Below are 17,965 nucleotides of genomic sequence, written 5' to 3'. Positions count from 1 at the left end.
GCCTGTGGCCGACTATGTCCGAAATGACATATATCGGGCAAAAACGGCCATGCCGCGCAGCATTGGTTTCGTCATTCATCCAGGCTTTCAATTCCTCGACGTCGTCGGCCCGACGGCAGCATTCGAGATCGCGTCCCGCTATGTGCCGGATGGTTATGCCCTTGAAATCCTGGCGCCCTCCGCCGGCATGGTCACCAGCTCCAGCGGTCTCGAATTGGCGGCGGGGCCGCTCGGCATGGATGGTCTCGACACCATCATCGTCTCGGGCGGCCAACTGGTCTGGGACATGGCCGCCTTCCACGCAATAGTGGACTGGCTGAAAACCATCCAGCCCCGCCGGCTCGCCAGCGTGTGCTCGGGGGCCTTCCTGCTGGCCGAGGCCGGCCGGCTGGACGGGCGCTTGGCCACCACCCATTGGGAAAGTACCGAGCGTTTCCGGCGCCACTACCCACGCGTACGTCTGGAGCCCGACCGCATCTTCACGCGCGACGGCGACATGTGGACCTCGGCCGGAATTTCGGCTGGCATCGACCTTGCACTCGCCCTGATCGAAGACGATCACGGCCCCTCGATCGCCCGCCGCACCGCCCAGCAACTCGTGGTGCACAACCGCCGCCCCGGCGGACAGTCGCAGTTTTCGGGCCTGCTGGAGCTGGGCGGACGATCCGGACGCTTCGCGACCCTGCTCGACTGGGCCAGGGCCAATCTGGGCGAGGCGCTGACGGTCGAGCAGCTTGCCGAGCACGCCGCAATGAGCCCGCGCAATTTCTCGCGCGCCTTTCTGCGCGAAATGGGCACCACACCGGCCAAGGCCATCGAGCAGCTTCGGGTTGCCGCTGCACGCGACGCCGTCGAGGCCGGGAGTAGCAGCCTGGAAGAAATCGCCCGCCAGATCGGCCTCAAGGATGCCGGCCGGATGCGGCGCGCCTTCCTGCGCGTCCTGGGGCAATCGCCTCAATTGCTGCGCCGATCACTCCGCGACCGGGTTTAGAAAAGCGGGCATTGTAGGCCTGCCTTCCGATCTCACCCGGCGTGCCGGCCGGCAGCAGCTGCCGCAAGCAGATCGACCACCTCCTGGTCACTGGTCTGCCCGAAGCTGACATAATGCTGGCCGACCGAGCCGAAAGGCTCTGGGGTCGCGAGACACACCACCCCGTCGGCCTCCTCGCGCAGGCGATCCATCGTATCGGGCGGCGCCACGGGAACGGCGAGCACCACCCGGGCGGCGCCGGCTTTGCGCAAGGCACGCAATGCGACGGTGATCGTGCTGCCGGTGGCGATGCCATCATCCACAATGACCACTATTTCCCCTTTTACCGGCAGCGCCTGGCGGGAACCAAGATAGGCCTTACGGCGGCGTTCGAGCTCGATCAGCTGGCGCTGCGTCTCGGCCTCCACATAGCCGGGCGGCGGCTTGATGATCGCCATCGCTTCGTCATTGAGCACGATCTGCGGATGTGCGCCATCGACCAGCCCCCCAATGCCGTATTCTTCATGTCCCGGAGCGCCAAGCTTGCGCACCAGCAGCAGATCGAGCGGCGCCCGCAAGGCTAGTGCAACTTCCAACGCCACCGGCACCCCGCCACGCGGCAGCGCCAGGACAATCGGATCGCTGAGCCCCAGGCCAGCAACCGCCTTGGCCAGGCGCCGTCCCGCCTCCCGGCGATCGGTGAACAGGGCTGATGTCGCAAACATGGGCTTAACTCCCCTCAACGCTGCCGGCCGCCGCGCGCATGACTAGACTCCAAACGGATAAGTCTCGGGCACCCCATGCGGCCGGCTGCTCGGCAATGGGGTAATGGCCCTGGTATCCTCGAACCAGACATAGGCATCGAATTGCTCGGGCAGCACCGCCTCGAAATAATGGCTCTGCAACTCGGTCTCGGGCCGGTAGATCACGCCAATGGCGCGCTCCAGCCGCGGCTGTGACAGCGCCTCGCGGACGTCGCCGGGTTCACGCAGGTCGATCAATGAGCGGGCAATCCCGGTATGGCGGAACACCCGCTCGTAGGAATCGGGACGGGAGGGCAGCACGGTCTTGATCTGCATCGGCGCGTCCCAGTCATCGGCCGCCGCCACACTGCCCCGGTCGGTGCCGAACCCGATCAGCACGGCGCTGTCGCCGAACGCAGTGCGGCAGAGTTCCCCGATATTGAACTGGCCGCGCCAGCCCATGGCAGTCGCGGCCGCATCGCCGATATGGGAATTATGCGCCCATACGATCAGTTTTGCGTCGGGACCACGCCGCTCCAGCAGGTGCTGCAGGGTCTCGAACATGTGGCGGTCGCGCAGGTTCCAGGAATCGTTCGAGCCGCGATACATGATGCGGTAATATTGCTCGGCCGCGCGTACGATGCGGGCATTCTGCGCCGCATCGGCAAAGTCTTCGCCGTCCTTGGCGGCATAGTCGAACTGGCGCGACAACAGCTCCTCGAGCTGGGCCACGACGTCATCCTCGCAAGGGTCACGCTCTCCGCTTATGACGGCCCGGCCATACCAGGCCGGTTCGCTTTGCCAGGGTGTGAGGCATCCATAGCGCCGCCGCGCCATGGCCGCCCCCTCCGGATCGACCCGGTCAAGATAATGCAGAACGGCCGCGATCGAGCTGCGCAGCGAATAGACATCGAGCCCGCGAAACTCGGCCCGCCGCTCTATCGGCAGCGCCTCATTGTGCGCGCGGAGCCAGTCGATGAACTCCCCGACCTCCCGGTTGCGCCACATCCAGGTGGGGAACCTCGCGAACGAGTCCTCATCATAGCGCCCCGCGCCACGGTGGCGGACATAGCGGTCGATGCGGCTGGCGTCGGGCCAGTCGGTCTCCACCGCGACGATGTTGAAACCATGATGGGTGATCAGATTGCGCGTGATGGCGGCCCGTGCCCGATAGAATTCGGAGGTGCCATGCGAGGCCTCGCCCAGCAGCACCACCCGCGCATCGGCGAACTGCTCGAAAAATGCGCCGAAGGCAACGGATTCGTCTGGGTCGGGCAATGGCTGGCACGCAGCCTTGATCGCGTGCCCTATCTCGAAAGCCGCTTCCGGCCTGAGTTCAAGACTATCCATATCAGCTCTCCCCACGCGCGCCGCACACCCGCAACGACGTCTCGAAAGCTTCGATTCCAGTGGCGCTCATCTCCGCCTCCCACAACAGGCGCCCTCAAAACCTGAACGCCGGGAATGCGCCATGGTTCACCCAAAAGGCGCATGCGCGCCACGCGACGCCCGCCTGCATGTCAGCAAACGCCCGCCCAAGTACCGGGCCGACACCTGTCCTTGGCAACCCTTGATGATGCTATATTGTCCTGGCCATAACAGGGGTCTGCAGATGGATAGAGGACTCGTTCGGCGGAAGTCGGTCAGCCCGGAGGAAATCGAGCGTCGCTCGGTGCCGCGCCGGCCGTTGCGGGCCCGTGGGGTCAAGCGTGTGGAAGTGCTACTCGACGCCACCGAGCATCTTTTGGCCTATTCGCACAATGACGATATCAGCCTGGCCACCATTGCCGAGCAGGCCGGAGTGCCCCTGCCCTCGGTCTACCATTTCTTCCCCAATCGAAACGCCGCTTTGGTGGCGCTCGCCGGCCGTTACCACCGCGATCTCGCCAATCTAGCGCGCCAGCCGCTCGATCCCGAGCCGAGCGAATGGCAGGACCTGATCCGAATGCGCCAGCGCAATGGTGCGCGCTACCTCAATCGCCATCCCGCCGCGTTGCGCCTGTTCATGGGTGCCGGCGTCAGCGTTGAAGTGCGTCATCTCGATCTGCGCGGCAACGCCGCCCTGGCGGTGAGCCGCGCCGAGGACCTGCGCCAGCGCTTTGATTGCAGCGGTCTACTCAATCTTGAGTTCTGGCTCGCCGTTTCGATCGGCATCATGGACGGCATCTGGGCCATTTCCTATGCCGAGCACGGCACCATCGAGGACGTCTACGTGGCTGAAAGCTCCCGCGCGGCCATCGCCTATCTCCGCTGCTTCCTGCCGGAACAGCTCGCGCCGCGACCGCCAAATGCCATCGTGAAAAGATAGTCGAATATTCTATCACTTTCTTGCCTTCCCTTCTAACTGCAGGTGTTGCAGCTCGGCCGTAAGAGGTCGAGTTTTGCGAGCCATAGCGGCGAAACACGCGAATTCCGGGGAATTTATCTAACGCCTGGACAAAATTTGCATAACAGATGCGCATTTCTTGCAGATGACTAGTTTCGCATCAATAGCTGCTTGAAGACCGAATTTTCTGTCCCTAACCTGCCTGTCATAGAGGCGCCGTTGCGCGCTGCCAATGCAGGGAGGACAGCCATGGTCTGGAGCAACACACGCGACAAGCAATTGCAGGAACGGGCCCATCAGGTCATTCCCAACGGTATGTACGGCCACGAGTCGGTCGCCATGATGCCCGACGATTTTCCGCAATTCTTCGCCAAGGCTGAGGGGACCCGGCTTTGGGACGTCGATGGCAACGAGTATATCGACTATATGTGCGCCTATGGCCCCAACCTGATGGGCTATGCCCGCCCGGAAGTCCAGTCCGCCATCATGGAACAATTGGCGCAGGGCGACACCATGACGGGCCCTGGTCCCGGCATGGTTGAACTGGCCGAGACCATGGTCTCCATGGTGCGCCACGCCGATTGGGCCATGTTCTGCAAGAATGGCGGCGACGCCACTTCCATCGCCATGGTCGCTGCGCGAGCTTATCGCGGCAAGAAGAAGATCCTTGTGGCGCGCGGCTCCTATCATGGCTCCGCCCCCTGGAATACACCGGGCATGTCAGGCATCGTGCCGGAAGACCGGGCCCACATCATCTATTTCGACTACAATGATCTGGACAGCCTCACCAAAGCCGCCAAGTTTGCCGGCGACGATGTTGCCGGTGTCTTCGCCACCCCGTTCAAGCACGAGACCTTTTCCGATCAGTCCCATGTCGATGCGGATTACGCCCGCGGCGTGCGCAAGCTGTGCGACGAGCTTGATGCGCTGCTGATCGTCGATGACGTGCGCGCCGGGTTCCGCCTGACGCGCGGCTGCACCTGGGAAACCGTCGATGTCGATCCCGATATCGCCTGTTTCGGCAAGGTGATCGGCAACGGCCAGCCCATTTCGGCCGTGCTGGGCGCCAACAAAGCGCGCAAGGCCGTCGAGTCCATGTTCGTTACCGGTTCATTCTGGTTCTCGGCGGTGCCGATGGCCGCGGCGCTCGCCACCATGAAGCTGGTGCGCGAAACCGACTATCTCGAGCGATTGGTCACGATCGGCACGCTGCTGCGCACCTCGCTCGATGCCCAGGCCAGCCAATATGGCTTCTCCATCCGCCAGACCGGCCCCGTGCAGATGCCGCAAATCCTGTTCGACGACGATCCCGATTGGCGCTTCGGCTACCGCTGGTGCCAGCTCGCCATGAAGCACGGCGCCTATCTCAGCCCTTACCACAACATGTTCATCAACGCGGCGATGACCGAGGCCGACGTGGCCAAAACCCTTGAGGCCACCGGCGCGGCTTTCGCCGACCTGCAGGCCAACCGGACGACGCTCGAGCCCCAGGCCAAGCTCGGCGTGCTCAAGCGCCTGCTGGCCAGCTGACCTCCCACCGAACCCAAGGACTGCCCGCAATGCCCCAAATGCGTCTTCCTGCCCGTATGTCCCGCCGCTACCTGCTTGCCGTCACCGGTACCTTTGCCCTTATGTCAGGCGTCCCAGCCACCTTCGCGCAGGATAGCGACACCCTGGTCATCGCGCGGTCCATGGACGTCAACTCGCTCGATCCGGCCCGGGCGTTCTGCGACACCTGTCAGATCTATCTCAGTGCCACCTATGAAACGCTGGTCACCCTGGCGCCCGACAACCAGACGCTGGTGCCAGCCCTGGCCACCAGTTGGGATATCAATCCGGAAACCACCCAATTCACCTTCCACCTCAAGCCCGAGGCCGTATTCGCTGACGGCTCGCCGGTCGAGGCCAAGGATGTCGCGTGGAGCCTGCAGCGCTTGCTCAACCTCAAGGGCTCGCCAGCTTTTCTGATGGACGGCACGACTGCCATCGAGGAAGTTGATCCCAAGACCGTCAGGATCACGGTGGCCGCGCCCGACTCCGAGTTCATCAACAAGATCTCGGCCAGCTATGCGGGCATCATCAATTCTGATGTCGCCATCGAAGCCGGCGCCATTGCCGAAGAAACGGCCGCGACTGCCGACACGGCCGAAACCTGGTTCTTCGAAAACTCGGCCGGCAGCGGCCCCTTCACGCTCGCCGGCTACACGCCCGAGAGTGAACTGCGCTTTGCCCGTAATGATGCCTATTACGGCACCAAATCGCCCTTTTCCGCGGTGGTCATCACCCAGGTGCAGGATGCCGTCAGTCAGGCCCAGGCTCTGGAATCGGGCGCCGTCGATATCGCCATGCAGATCGATCCCGACACCGCCACCTCAATCTCGTCCCCCGACGTCACCACTGAAGTCGTGCCCTCGTTCAACTTCGTTTATGTGGCCTTCAGTCCCGGCGCCGCCTCGGCTCAGGGTGTGCTGACCCCGGCGGTGCGAGAGGCGCTGGCGCTGGCCATCGATTATGATGGCATGCTCGAATTCACCGTTGGCGGCAATGGCTTCAAGCAGGCCTCGCCCGTTCCGAACGGCTTTCCCGGAACCGCCGGTTTGCCGCAGATCAGCCAGGATATCGACAAGGCCAAGGCCATGCTGGCCGAAGCCGGATTTCCGGACGGGTTCACACTCGATGCCGTCTACCCCAATGACAACGTCTATGGCGTCGATCTCAACATGATGATGCAAAAAGTGCAGCAGGATTTCGCTGCCGTGGGCGTCACTATCAACCTGCAGCCCCAGACCTACCCGGTCTGGCGTGATCAACTGACCGGGGATGGCATTCCCGTCACGGCGGTCTACTACGCACCCGATTATTATGGCAGCGGCCAATATGTGGCTTACTTCGCCATGATCGAGGGCACGCCATGGGCGGCCCGCGCCGGCGGCAAGACGCCGGAATCGGTGATCAGCGCCACCGAAACCGATCTCTATGCCAAGGCCCTCGCCGCAACGGGCGACGCCAGCAATGCGCTCTACAACCAGATCGGCCTCGAGATGATCAAGGACAAGATCATCATCCCGTTGGTCAGCCCCAATCTGGTGCTGGCCTATAGCAGCGATTTGGCTGGGGTCCGCTATAGCGCCTGCTGCAACCTGCCGCTCGGCGAGATCACGCGCAAATAGGGGAACGGATCGATGTTGGGCTATCTGCTGCGCCGTGTCATGGCCATGCCGCTGCTGCTCCTGGGGATAGCCAGTGTCGTCTTCCTGCTGTCGCAGGTCACCAAGGGCGACCCGCTCTCAGCCCTCATCCCCGAACGGATGATGTCCAACGAGACCTTGGTCGCTACGGTCAAGGCCCAATGGGGCCTCGACCGATCGCTGCCCGAACGCTACCTCATCTATATGGGCCATCTGGTTCAGGGCGATCTGGGGACGTCCTTCGGCACGCGCCGCCCAGTCAGCACCGACATCGCCGAGCGCTTGCCGGCAACGATCGAGTTGGTGGTCGCCGCCATGATCTTCGGCTGCACCTCCGGCATCGGCTTGGGCCTGCTGGCGGCGCGCTTCAAGAACACCGTCACCGACAGCGCTGCCCGCATCTTCGCGCTGATCGGCTCGTCGGTGCCCGTCTTCTGGTCCGGCCTGATCCTGCTCTTCATCTTCTCGGTCAAGTTGGGCTGGGTCACCGGCCCCGGCCGGCTCGATGCCCGCACCGATGCGCCACCCGGCGTCACCGGCTTCTTTACCATCGACAGTCTTCTGGCCGGCAATTTGCCGCTTTTCGGTGAGGCCCTGGCCCATCTGATGCTCCCCGCCTTCGTTCTCGGTTGGTCGGTCACCGGCATCATCACGCGCCTCATCCGCTCCAGCCTGCTCGAGGCGATGAACATGGACTATATTCGCACCGCCCGCGCCAAGGGCGCGCCGGAGAATGTGGTGCTGATGCACCATGCCTTGCGCAATGCGCTGATCCCCGCGCTTACCATTCTGGGCTTCACCTTCGCCTATCTCATCACCGGGGCGGTGCTGACCGAGACCATCTTCTCCTGGCCCGGCATCGGCTCCTATGCGGTGTCGGCGGCCCGCTCGCTCGACTATCCGGCCATCATTGGTGTGACGCTGGTGGGTGCGATGGCGTTCCTCGTCGCCAACCTGCTCACCGACATCGCCTACGCCTTCGCCAATCCGCGCGTAAAGCTGGAAGGATAGGATCATGGCAGACCTCGCCGAACCAGCGCCCGCGTCCACCGTTCGTCCGGTCGCCGCCATTGTCACCCGGCACAATCGCCCTTCACGTTGGTCGGCCGCCAGCCAACTCTTCGGTAAGCTGCCCGCCACGGCCATCCTCGGCGCGGGGGTGATCCTGTTCTGGTGCATCTGCGCCGCGACGGTGCAGCTTTGGGGGCTCTCCGATCCGCTCGCCATGGCCGGCAAGCGCTTGCAGGGACCCAGCTTGGAGCACTGGCTCGGCACCGATGCACTGGCGCGCGATGTCCTGTCGCGCACCTTGCACGGCGCCAGCTTCTCCATCCCGATCGCCATCGGCGTGGTGGCGGCCGCGGTCGCCATCGGATCGATGCTCGGCGCCATTGCCGGCTATGTGGGCGGCTGGATCGACGCCTTCGTCATGCGGGCCGTCGATATCACCGTGTCCTTCCCGCCCATTCTCCTCGCCATGACCATCTCGGCCGCATTGGGACCAGGTCTGACCAATGCCGCCATCGCCATGGTCATCGTCTGGTGGCCCATCTATGCCCGCCTCATGCGCGCCCAAGTGCTTGAGGTGCGCGAACGTGAGCATGTCGAGGCGGCCATTGCCGGCGGCGCGGGGTCTTTCCGCGTTCTCACCAAGCACATCATGCCGCTGTGCTGGACGCCGACGCTGGTCAACGCCACCATGGATTTCGGCCAAGTGGTGCTGCTTGCCGCGTCGCTGAGCTTCATCGGCCTCGGCGCCACCCCGCCCAGCCCGGAATGGGGCAGCATGATTTCGGAGGGCGCCTCCAAGTTCTACAATTGGTGGATCGCGCTGGGACCCGGTGTGGCCATCCTGTCGGTTGTGCTGGCCTGCAGTTTTCTCGGCGATGGCCTGCGTGATCTCCTCGACACCCGGGAGCGTTGAGATGCTGCAAGATCCCAAATTTATCTCGCCGCCACTGCTAGAGATCAAGGGCCTGCGCGCCAGCTTCCGCGGCAGCAATGGCTATGGCGAAGCCGTGCGGGGTATCGATCTGACCCTGCAGCCTGGCAAGGTACTCGGGATTGTCGGGGAATCGGGTTCGGGCAAGTCGGTCTCGATGATGGCATTGCTGCAATTGCTGCCCGCCGGATCGCTGGTCACCGGCAGCGCCAAGTTTGGCGGTCGCGAACTGGTTGGCATGGCACCGGGCGATATCCGCCGCATTCGCGGCAAGCAGATCGGGGTGATCTTTCAGGATCCGCTGACTGCCTTCAATCCGGTCCTGACCATTGGCGAACAGATCGCCGAGGCTATCCGGCTGCACGATGCGTCGGTCAGCCGCAAGCAAGGTCTGGAACGTGCCGAGCACTTGCTGGATTCGGTCGCCATTCCCCAGCCGCGGCGGCGCGTCAGTCAGTATCCGCATGAATTTTCAGGTGGCATGCGCCAGCGCGCCATGATCGCGATGGCCATTGCCAACAGCCCCCAATTGCTGATTGCCGATGAGCCGACCACGGCGCTCGATGTCACGGTACAAGCCCAAATCCTGGATCTGCTGCAACGCCTGCGCGAAGAGCTCGGTATCGGTCTCGTGCTGATCACGCACGACCTCGGCGTCGTCGCCGGCTCGGCCGACGAAATCGCTGTGATGTATGGCGGCCGGATCGTGGAGCGCGGCCAGGTGGAAGACATCTTCTACCGCACTCGCCATCCCTATACGCGCGGTCTGTTGCGGGCCATGCCCAATATCGAAGACGATGGCGAGAACCTGACCCCGATCGAAGGCACGCCACCCTCGATCTGGGCCCGGCCCGGCGGCTGCGCCTTTCATCCGCGCTGCGTCAATGCCCAAGCCATCTGTGCCAGTGACGATCCCGAGCTGCGCCCGGCGCAGGCCACGCTCAGCGCCTGCCATTTCGCCGATCGACTGCCCCAGATGCTGGCTCCGGTTTTGGAGATGACACCATGAACGCCCTCGCGCCATTCGATGGCCCGATTTTGCAGGTCGACGGCCTGGCCAAGGATTTTCCGGTGCGCGGCGGGCTGCTCCACACGCCCTCAGACCATGTGCGCGCCGTGTCCGGCGTGTCCTTTGCCATAAACCGGGGCGAGACCTTTGGCCTGGTGGGCGAATCCGGTTGCGGAAAATCTACCCTAGGCCGCTGCATCATGCGCCTCATCGATCCCACCGAGGGTCAGGTCAAGCTGGCGGGACGGGACCTGCTCGCTGCTTCCCCTGCCGAGATGCGCCAGTTGCGCCGCGACATCCAGATCGTCTTCCAGGATCCCCTGGCCTCACTGCATCCGCGCATGCGGATCCGCGATATTCTCGCCGAGTCGCTTCGCCTCGCGCGTTTGCCAAGCCGCCGCGTCGCGGAGCGGGTTAGCGAACTCATCGAACTGGTGCAATTGCCGCAGGATGTGGCCGATCGCTGGCCCCATGAACTGTCCGGCGGCCAGCGCCAGCGCGTCGGTATCGCCCGTGCCATCGCTCTGGAACCCAAGGTCATCGTCCTCGACGAGCCGGTTTCCGCCCTCGATGTCTCCATCCAGGCCGGCGTGCTCAATCTACTCAAGTCGCTGCAGCAGCGATTGGGCATCGCCTATCTGTTCATCGCCCACGATTTGGGCGTGGTGCGCCACATCTCCCACCTGATCGGGGTAATGTATCTCGGGCGCATCGTCGAGATCGCGCCGGCGCGCCAATTGTTCCACGCGCCGCAGCATCCCTACACATTGGCACTGCTCTCGGCCGTCCCGCTGCCCGACCCGATTGCCGAGCGCAAGCGCAGCCGGATCGTATTGTCAGGCGATCTACCCAGCCCGCTCAATCCGCCCAGCGGCTGCCATTTCCGCACCCGGTGCTGGAAGGCGCAGTCATTGTGTGCCAGCAAGGTGCCGGCTTTGCGCGAAGTGCCCGGCGGCCAGCGCGTCGCCTGCCATTTCCCCACCATCGAAACCGTGTCGGCCGACTAACCTCCCGGGTCTTTATCCATGCGCCTGCGCGACTTCCTGATTTTTGCCGGCGTCTGTTTCATCTGGGCTGCCAACCTCGTGGTCAGCCGGGCGCTCTTCACCATGTTCGGCATTGCCCCCGTCTTCTATGCAGCGGCCCGCTTCGCGCTGGTGGCGCTGATCCTGGCGCCATTGCTACGTCCCCTGCCCAGGCCGACCATGCCGGTGCTGATCATCGGCGCCTTGCTGGGCGCGCTGCATTTTGGCCTCATGTTCGTGGCCTTGAATGCGGCCTCGACCGCCAGCGTCTCCATCGTGCTGCAACTCTCGATCCCGCTGACCGCCATCCTGTCCATGCCCCTTCTTGGCGAGAAGATCGGCTGGCGCCGAGCGGCGGGCATTGCCCTGGCCCTTTTCGGGATCATCCTCGTCATGTGGGAGCCCGAAGGTCAGTCGATCACCATTGGCCTGTTCTACGCCTTTGCCTCGGCCGCCTCGCTGGCGCTCGGCTCCATCCTGCTCAAACGCTATGGGCCGATCCGTCCGCTGCGCATGCAAGCCTGGGTCGCGCTGGCTTCGTTTCCACCGCTGCTGGTTTTTTCGCTGCTGGCCGAACACGCCCAATGGCAAGGCGGCGTAGATGCCGGCTGGCCATTTTGGGCTGGGCTCGCCTTTTCAGTGGTCATCGTCACCATCGTCGCGCACACCGCCTATTTCCGCGTGTTACAGCGCTATCCCGCCAGTCTGGTTGCGCCACTTGGCCTGATGATGCCGCTGATGAGCATCGCCATGGGCGTGGGACTGCTCGGCGAGGCGTTCAATGTGAGCATGCTGGTTGGCGGGCTGGTGGCATTGACCGGGCTATTCATCATTCTCTTCGGCCAGCCCACTGCGCCACAACCGCAAGAGGCAACCTGAACCGTTTGGCCGGATCACGCCTCAGCCGATTTCGGATCCGCCATTTGTTTGTGAGCGCCGATCTTCAGAACCCCAAAGATGGTGGGGTCGATACCCGCCCGGGTTATGCACCACCAACCCATCACCGCCTGGGAGACGATGCGGGCGACCATATTGACCAGCGCGGCGCCGACCAGACCATAGACCGGCAGGATCAGCGCCTGCGCCACCAGTCCCAGCGCGGTTATCGTGCCGAATGCGGCCACATAGGTGCGTTCATGCCCCGTCATCATCATGACCGTGCGGGTCGGCCCTGCCGCCGCGTCCACCAGCAGACCGACCCCCAGCAATAGCAGGATCGGATAGGCACCCTCATAGCCAGCCCCGAATAGCGACATGATCTGGCTGCCGAAAAACAGGAAGGCAATGAAGGCGACGAGCGAGAACGCAAAGCCGACCCAGACGCAGGCGGCGGTGATGGCCTGGGCCTTGCGCATATCGCCGGCATGATAGTGCTGGGCCAGCATGGGCGCGATGACCAGCGTCACGGCGAAGGCAAACAGCGTCATCAACCCGGCGGTGCGGAAGGCGTTGAAATAAAGCCCCGCGCTTTGCGCATCGACCAGCAGCCCGACCAGGATAGTGTCGGCATTGAGCGCTATGGTATCGACCACCGCACCGAGCAGGAACCAGCGGCTGATTGTGCCGCGATCGCGCCAATAAGCGCCGAGGCCAGAGACCCCAGGGACCAGCAGATAGTGGCGGGTGGCAGCCCAGCCATATTGCAGGGCCAGCGCCAGAGCCAGCAGCAGCGCGGCAACCAGCAGCGCCAGCCAGCCCGGCAGGCCGGTGCCCAGACCCGCCAGCAGCAGCACCACCGCAGGCAGCGCCACGCGCCAGATGATGTCGCGCGGCACCAGGGCCGCCATGACCGAGCCCTGCGCGCGTAGTGCCGAAGAATTATATTCCGCCAGTGCCAGCGGCACCACCAGCGCCGCAGTCGCATAGAGATGCAGCACGGGGCCGGACGAGGGCAGCACCGCGCCGACGCCGAAGGCAAAGATGACCAACAGTGCGGCGATGACGAGGCCCGCCCCAATCGTCAACGCGCCACCTGCCCGCAGCGTCGCCGCCGCCTTTTCTGGCAGGCCCTTGACGGAATCCTCGGACCAGAAGCGCAGAATGGCAATCTGCTGGCCCATGCCAGCACCGATCGCCAACACCGTGGCTAGCGCCAGTCCAAAGGCAAAATAGCCATATTCCACCGCCGTCATGGTGCGCGACAGCACGACAAAGGCCAGATAGGTCAGCCCGGCCGTCGCCACCTTGATCAGCAGCGAAGTGAGCGATCGGGTGAGCCCTGTCTTGAGCAGCGCCGACAAATCAGCTGGAATCTTGCGCATTTCGGTCCCGAAACGACGAATATAGACCCGTGGTGTGACACAGCCGGATCAAGAAGGTCTTACCGGCCGGCCCGCATTTCTTCAGATGGATTACAATTCCTCTCGCCTTGAACCACGACCGCAAGCTTGCCAAACCGTCCGACCATACGGATTTCAACGCATAATCTTACGCGATCTTAATCGGTATCTCCCACAATCGGCGCCATGGAACTGAACATTCACGGCCGATCGTGCAAGCTGCTGGTCGCCTCTCAAGGACATGACGCATGACCATTCAGGTCTCCGAACGGGCGCAGCCGCGAGCCGCCAAGCACAATGTTCCAGGTGGAAATCAGCTGAGCTGGGAAATCGTTGACGGGCCCCGTTGGGACCGGATTCTGGCCGATTTCGATGGCGCCTGCCAGGAACAGCTTTACGCCTTTGCCCATGCTCGCTGGCCCGCCGCGCGCCACGAGCCGATTGTATTTTCATATGCCGGTGAAGTTGTCGGCGGTTGCCTGGTGATGATCCAGCCCCTGCCGCTTGGTCTTGGCGCAGTAGCAGTCACCAAATGGGGGCCCGCGCTGAAGACCGCCAGCGATCCCGCTGCGCCCAAGCTCTACGAGGCTATCATCGATGCGCTAATGGCCGAGTATGCCGGCCGGCGGCGGATGACCTTGTCCGTGCTGCCGCGCGTGTCGCCTGAACCGGACAATTCTGAATTCACCCTTCTAGTTGAGAAAGGCTTTTCGCCAGGACCGTCCTTGCGGTCTCCGGATCGATATCTGGTCGATGTGCGCCTGAGCGACGCGGAACAGCGCAAGAGCGTGCAGCAAAAATGGCGCAACCGGCTCAACAAGGCCGAACGCTCGGGACTGGTCTTTGAGCGCGGCGGTCTCGCGCAGAAGCCCGAATTCGACGCCCTGTTCCAGGCCATGCTGGCGCGCAAGCAATATACCGATCATTCCGCCTACGACACCCTGCCCGCGCTGCTCGGCCACGAGGTCGAGACCCTGCGGCCGGAACTGTTCCTGGTGCGACATGAGGGCGAGGCCGTTGCCGGCGCCATCGTCTTCAAGGCGGGCGATACCGCGGTCTATCTCTACGGCGCCACCAACGAAAAGGCCTTGCCGCTCAGCGCCGGACATTTCCTGCAATTCAACATCATCGGCTGGCTGCGGGAGAACACCAATGCGCGCTGGTACAATCTGGGCGGCACCGACGGCGCCGAGGGCCTGCACATCTTCAAAAGCGGGCTGATCGGCAGCGCCGGCGCCATCCGACCGTTTCCGCCCACGGCCAACTATGCCGCACATTCGCTGCCACGGATCATTGGCAATACCGCCTTCTGGGCGCGCGACATTGTCGGCCGCTTGAAGCGAGGCCTGGAGGACTGGAAAGACACGAGGCGCAAACAAATATCGTGATCCGATGATGCGAGACTTAACGCCCTCCAGCCTGCGACAAGCTCGATTCCGGCCCAACCAATAGGGGGCCGCAACGCCGGCTTATTTAGAAGAAGGCGAGCACGGAGAAGACATGACCGTGCCCGCTATTTGGTCTTGCCTTAAAGCGCGCTGACCTTTTCGCTGAAGGCTTGGGTTAGCGCCTCAAGGGCCTGTTCGGCATCGCCGCGACGCGTCTCGATGTCGGCAATACGATCTTCCTCGGCCCCAAGCATGTCGAGATACCGCCCGGCCAGGGCACTCTCGGCCGGAACGGCGGCGAGGTTTTCGCGGATGCGCGCCTGGCCATCGCTGGCCTCGCCGAGATCCTGCTCAAGGCTAGCCAGGGTATTTTCGGCACGGGCAATGTCCTGCCGGCTCTTGGCCAGCTCGCTCAGGATCGCTTTGGTGGCCGGATCATCCAGTTGGCCCAGCCAATAGAGCAAGGTATCGGCATCGGAATCGACAAGCGCGATGCTTTCCAGATCGGTGCGCTCGACGCTGGCAACCACTTTGGCCGTGCCGCCGGCCGCCAGCTTCGCCTGCAAGCGATAGCTGGTGGGCGTCGTTGATTCCAAGGCGTCGGATGATAGGGTCCATCCCGCCTGGCGCGGATGCTCGATCACTACCGTGCGCGGCGCATCCTGGGCACCGGTGATGGCGTAGCTCGTATCAGTGCGGGTGATGCCGGTCACGCGCAGCACACCATCGGCCAAGGTCGCGCGATAGATGGTCTGGCTGTCTCCATATTCGGTGGTTACTTCCACCTTCCGATCGGCGGCAAAGCTGATCATGCGGCTCTCGCCGGGCGGCACATTGGCCAATTGCGCATCCCCGGCATAGCCTTCTTCCTGCGGCGCATAGACGGTGACGAGACCCGGCGGCAGACTGCTGCCGGTAGTATTCTCTAGCCGCAAGGTGGCGATCGGGTGCACCTCGCCCCGCTCGGGCTGGAACAGCGAAATCCGTTCGGCCGTAAGCTGCGCATCAATGAACGGCACCGACATGGTCTCGCCGGACGCCAGGTCGACCGGCATGGGCAGCAGATAGGTCGCTGCATTTGCGCCGTCGACCGCCTCAGCCACCGCCACGGGCGCGGAGGGGGATATGGGCGCGGAGGCCGGTAGCGACGCACTGCCCAGGCGCATGGCATCGGCCGTCACCATCTCTGCGCCTGAGTAGAAGGCCTGTTCGGCCTCGGTCTCGCGATAGCGGTCCGGAGCGGGCGCCGCGATAGTTTGGGCAAAAACCGGCACCTCGGGCCGTTGGTGCCAATAACGCTGATAGAGACGCTGGGCCAAAGTCACCGGTGCGCCCGATGACAAGGTCAGCTCGACATCGGACCAGTCATCGCCGGACGCATTCTCGATAATTGCCCAGGCCTGCAGCCGTGCGGTGCCTTCCGCATCGAGGATCAGCCGATAGGCGGTTTTCCAAACGGGGGCAGGAACCACATAGTCCAGCCGCACCTCGCGGGGGCCGCTGCCGTCGAGCCCGATCTTGATGCTCCGCATGCCCGCGACCCGCCCCTGGCCGCTGACGAGGACCGCCTGGCGCAGGCTCTCGCGCACGGCTGGGTCGAGAATGTCGAGCTGGGCATCGGCACGCAAGCGGATCGTGACCAATTGGCCCTGCTCGGTCAGGATGGACAGCAGCGGCGCAGGCTCTTCCCCTTCGCTTTCGAGAGGAGCCGCAATATCGACGCCGAGCACCATGCCTTCCACCGTGCGGCCGGAGGAAGAAACGCGCACTGGCACGCCCTGCAGCGTGTCGAGCAGGCGCGGCAGCGCCCTCAGGTCGTCGGGCGTGAACGGCAACCCGCGGAAGGTTTCTTCCACCTGCGAGGGGCCATCCAGGGTAATCGCGGCGACGCCTCCCGCCGGATCATAAACCAGCAGGCTCTTGAGAATGTCATCGACCTGATCGAGCGGCACGTCAAAGCCGAGCGCCGCGGCCTCCTCGAGGGAAATGCTGCGCCGGATTTCGGCCAGGCCGCCTGAGGACAGCGTCACCGCCTCGATGCGATAGCCGTCCCCTTCCGCTGCGAAGGTAACACCGACTGGCGCGCCAATTACAACGCCTAGCCCGGCCAGAACCGGCCAGAGCAGCGGGACCCCCAAGCGGCGCCGTGCCCTGGCCGCACGCCAATCTGCTGCTCCTGGTGATCTGGAATTGCTCATAGCCCCATCCCTTTTGCTGTCGTTGCTGGAAATCTCCACCATGAGACGACAACCGCGCTGCAATCCTTGGGGCGCTCGGAAAATAAACGCGGGCGAGGTCAGTAACAAAAAGGCCCCAGCACAAATGCCGGGGCCCGCTTGGCTGCAACGTAGGCGTGCGGCCTAGAACTTGAAGTTCACACCGGCGCGAACGACGTGCGAGGTCAGGTTAATATCAACGCCCGTATCAAAGTCGGCAGCGCCGAAGTCGACATAGAGATATTCGCCTTTGACGGTAATGTTGTCGGTTACCGCGTATTCAACGCCGCCACCGACAGTCCAGCCAACGAAGTTGTCCGTGACTTCAACCGAAAAACCCGGAGCGGAACCGGAGACCGAACCCCGCGCCCAAGCGACACCGCCTGTGACGTAGGGCATGAACCGATCAACAGCCAAGCCGGCGCGAGCGCGGACCGTACCGAAATAGTCGATCCCGATTTCACTGGTCGCCCCGCCAAGTTCTTCAGAATACTTAACGTCCGAAATCTGAACGTCGCCTTCGAGGCCGAGCACGAAACCGCCGAAGTCGTAGTTGTACCCGATCTGAACGCCGCCCAGAGCGCCATTAAGGTCGTCGAGCGTGAAACCGCCTTGCTCAAGCTCAGCCCAACCATAGCCGAGGTTCGCACCGGCATAGAAGCCGGACCAGTCGAATGCGCCGGAGGTGTAAGCGGCCGGAGCGGGCTGCTGCACAACACCGAGGTCGGCAGCGAAGGCGGTCGACGTCGAAAGCGCGCCAACAAAAGCAAGAATGGCAATATTTTTCATGATTCCCCCAACAGGTAATGCAAGACGCATAATCGTAAAGCCCTGAGAGCTCCACATTTTCAGCGTCTTCCCCGCACTCTTGCTCCGAAT

The 17,965-nt window shown here is 63.4% G+C and carries 15 protein-coding genes; 10 read left to right on the top strand and 5 right to left on the bottom strand.

Going from position 1 to position 17,965, the window contains the following annotated elements; all coding sequences use genetic code 11:
- The first annotated feature begins 49 nt into the window (after positions 1–49).
- Positions 50–991 (top strand): GlxA family transcriptional regulator, encoded by a 942-nt coding sequence (locus tag ACI3KW_RS12275; RefSeq protein WP_404848313.1) that lies wholly within the window; start codon positions 50–52, stop codon positions 989–991.
- Between the two features lie 32 nt (positions 992–1,023).
- Here the strand turns inward: ACI3KW_RS12275 and ACI3KW_RS12270 are convergent, their stop codons facing one another.
- Together ACI3KW_RS12270 and ACI3KW_RS12265 are read right to left on the bottom strand one after the other, a co-directional pair.
- Positions 1,024–1,695: a phosphoribosyltransferase gene (locus tag ACI3KW_RS12270; protein ID WP_404848312.1), complete on the bottom strand. Its 672-nt coding sequence runs from the start codon at positions 1,693–1,695 to the stop codon at positions 1,024–1,026.
- A 42-nt stretch (positions 1,696–1,737) separates the two neighbouring features.
- Positions 1,738–3,063 (bottom strand): erythromycin esterase family protein, encoded by a 1,326-nt coding sequence (locus tag ACI3KW_RS12265; protein ID WP_404848311.1) that lies wholly within the window; start codon positions 3,061–3,063, stop codon positions 1,738–1,740.
- A gap of 262 nt (positions 3,064–3,325) precedes the next feature.
- On the opposite strand from ACI3KW_RS12265, the gene ACI3KW_RS12260 reads away from it, so the two are divergent.
- From ACI3KW_RS12260 to ACI3KW_RS12225, 8 genes are all read left to right on the top strand, one after another.
- The gene (locus tag ACI3KW_RS12260) at positions 3,326–4,021 is read left to right on the top strand and encodes a TetR/AcrR family transcriptional regulator (RefSeq protein WP_404848310.1); all 696 of its coding nucleotides are present in this window, start codon (positions 3,326–3,328) and stop codon (positions 4,019–4,021) included.
- A gap of 267 nt (positions 4,022–4,288) precedes the next feature.
- Entirely contained in the window at positions 4,289–5,569 is a 1,281-nt protein-coding gene (locus ACI3KW_RS12255) for an aminotransferase class III-fold pyridoxal phosphate-dependent enzyme (protein WP_404848309.1), read from the top strand.
- Positions 5,570–5,598: 29 nt separating this feature from the next.
- Entirely contained in the window at positions 5,599–7,209 is a 1,611-nt protein-coding gene (locus tag ACI3KW_RS12250) for an ABC transporter substrate-binding protein (RefSeq protein ID WP_404848308.1), read from the top strand.
- Positions 7,210–7,221: 12 nt separating this feature from the next.
- Positions 7,222–8,238 (top strand): ABC transporter permease, encoded by a 1,017-nt coding sequence (locus ACI3KW_RS12245; RefSeq protein WP_404848307.1) that lies wholly within the window; start codon positions 7,222–7,224, stop codon positions 8,236–8,238.
- 4 nt (positions 8,239–8,242) lie between these two features.
- The gene (locus ACI3KW_RS12240) at positions 8,243–9,151 is read left to right on the top strand and encodes an ABC transporter permease (protein ID WP_404848306.1); all 909 of its coding nucleotides are present in this window, start codon (positions 8,243–8,245) and stop codon (positions 9,149–9,151) included.
- Between the two features lies 1 nt (position 9,152).
- The gene (locus ACI3KW_RS12235; RefSeq protein WP_404848305.1) at positions 9,153–10,178 is read left to right on the top strand and encodes an ABC transporter ATP-binding protein; all 1,026 of its coding nucleotides are present in this window, start codon (positions 9,153–9,155) and stop codon (positions 10,176–10,178) included.
- Positions 10,175–11,185 carry an ABC transporter ATP-binding protein gene (locus ACI3KW_RS12230; RefSeq protein WP_404848304.1) on the top strand — a complete coding sequence of 337 codons (1,011 nt, stop codon included), beginning with the start codon at positions 10,175–10,177 and terminating at the stop codon, positions 11,183–11,185. Before ACI3KW_RS12235 ends, ACI3KW_RS12230 begins: the two co-directional genes overlap by 4 nt.
- Before the next feature lie 18 nt (positions 11,186–11,203).
- On the top strand, positions 11,204–12,082 hold the full coding sequence (locus ACI3KW_RS12225; protein ID WP_404848303.1) for a DMT family transporter: 879 nt from the start codon (positions 11,204–11,206) through the stop codon (positions 12,080–12,082).
- Between the two features lie 14 nt (positions 12,083–12,096).
- Here ACI3KW_RS12225 and ACI3KW_RS12220 read toward each other — a convergent pair whose 3' ends face one another.
- Positions 12,097–13,464, bottom strand: coding sequence for a lipopolysaccharide biosynthesis protein (locus ACI3KW_RS12220; RefSeq protein ID WP_404848302.1), 1,368 nt, complete (start codon positions 13,462–13,464; stop codon positions 12,097–12,099).
- 266 nt (positions 13,465–13,730) lie between these two features.
- Between ACI3KW_RS12220 and ACI3KW_RS12215 the strand changes: the two genes are divergently transcribed.
- Complete coding sequence (locus ACI3KW_RS12215; protein ID WP_404848301.1) at positions 13,731–14,870, top strand: lipid II:glycine glycyltransferase FemX; 1,140 nt, start codon at positions 13,731–13,733, stop codon at positions 14,868–14,870.
- 140 nt (positions 14,871–15,010) lie between these two features.
- Here ACI3KW_RS12215 and ACI3KW_RS12210 read toward each other — a convergent pair whose 3' ends face one another.
- Together ACI3KW_RS12210 and ACI3KW_RS12205 are read right to left on the bottom strand one after the other, a co-directional pair.
- Complete coding sequence (locus tag ACI3KW_RS12210; RefSeq protein WP_404848300.1) at positions 15,011–17,068, bottom strand: DUF4139 domain-containing protein; 2,058 nt, start codon at positions 17,066–17,068, stop codon at positions 15,011–15,013.
- Between the two features lie 162 nt (positions 17,069–17,230).
- A complete protein-coding gene (locus ACI3KW_RS12205) occupies positions 17,231–17,875 on the bottom strand; it encodes an outer membrane protein (protein WP_404848299.1) in 645 nt (214 codons plus the stop codon).
- Positions 17,876–17,965: the final 90 nt, after the last annotated feature.

This window comes from Devosia sp. ZW T5_3 (genome assembly GCF_044987315.1).
In the GTDB taxonomy this organism is placed as follows: domain Bacteria; phylum Pseudomonadota; class Alphaproteobacteria; order Rhizobiales; family Devosiaceae; genus Devosia.
The sequence above is the reverse complement of the archived record's forward strand: the minus strand, read 5'-3'. Positions and strand labels throughout refer to the sequence as shown.

What these genes read in the sequence shown, in the direction of transcription:
- ACI3KW_RS12275 (WP_404848313.1), top strand. Translation starts at nt 50, where the DNA reads ATGCCGCGCAGCATTGGTTTCGTCATTCATCCAGGCTTTCAATTCCTC.
- ACI3KW_RS12270 (WP_404848312.1), bottom strand. Translation starts at nt 1,695, where the DNA reads ATGTTTGCGACATCAGCCCTGTTCACCGATCGCCGGGAGGCGGGACGG.
- ACI3KW_RS12265 (WP_404848311.1), bottom strand. Translation starts at nt 3,063, where the DNA reads ATGGATAGTCTTGAACTCAGGCCGGAAGCGGCTTTCGAGATAGGGCAC.
- ACI3KW_RS12260 (WP_404848310.1), top strand. Translation starts at nt 3,326, where the DNA reads ATGGATAGAGGACTCGTTCGGCGGAAGTCGGTCAGCCCGGAGGAAATC.
- ACI3KW_RS12255 (WP_404848309.1), top strand. Translation starts at nt 4,289, where the DNA reads ATGGTCTGGAGCAACACACGCGACAAGCAATTGCAGGAACGGGCCCAT.
- ACI3KW_RS12250 (WP_404848308.1), top strand. Translation starts at nt 5,599, where the DNA reads ATGCCCCAAATGCGTCTTCCTGCCCGTATGTCCCGCCGCTACCTGCTT.
- ACI3KW_RS12245 (WP_404848307.1), top strand. Translation starts at nt 7,222, where the DNA reads ATGTTGGGCTATCTGCTGCGCCGTGTCATGGCCATGCCGCTGCTGCTC.
- ACI3KW_RS12240 (WP_404848306.1), top strand. Translation starts at nt 8,243, where the DNA reads ATGGCAGACCTCGCCGAACCAGCGCCCGCGTCCACCGTTCGTCCGGTC.
- ACI3KW_RS12235 (WP_404848305.1), top strand. Translation starts at nt 9,153, where the DNA reads ATGCTGCAAGATCCCAAATTTATCTCGCCGCCACTGCTAGAGATCAAG.
- ACI3KW_RS12230 (WP_404848304.1), top strand. Translation starts at nt 10,175, where the DNA reads ATGAACGCCCTCGCGCCATTCGATGGCCCGATTTTGCAGGTCGACGGC.
- ACI3KW_RS12225 (WP_404848303.1), top strand. Translation starts at nt 11,204, where the DNA reads ATGCGCCTGCGCGACTTCCTGATTTTTGCCGGCGTCTGTTTCATCTGG.
- ACI3KW_RS12220 (WP_404848302.1), bottom strand. Translation starts at nt 13,464, where the DNA reads ATGCGCAAGATTCCAGCTGATTTGTCGGCGCTGCTCAAGACAGGGCTC.
- ACI3KW_RS12215 (WP_404848301.1), top strand. Translation starts at nt 13,731, where the DNA reads ATGACCATTCAGGTCTCCGAACGGGCGCAGCCGCGAGCCGCCAAGCAC.
- ACI3KW_RS12210 (WP_404848300.1), bottom strand. Translation starts at nt 17,068, where the DNA reads ATGAGCAATTCCAGATCACCAGGAGCAGCAGATTGGCGTGCGGCCAGG.
- ACI3KW_RS12205 (WP_404848299.1), bottom strand. Translation starts at nt 17,875, where the DNA reads ATGAAAAATATTGCCATTCTTGCTTTTGTTGGCGCGCTTTCGACGTCG.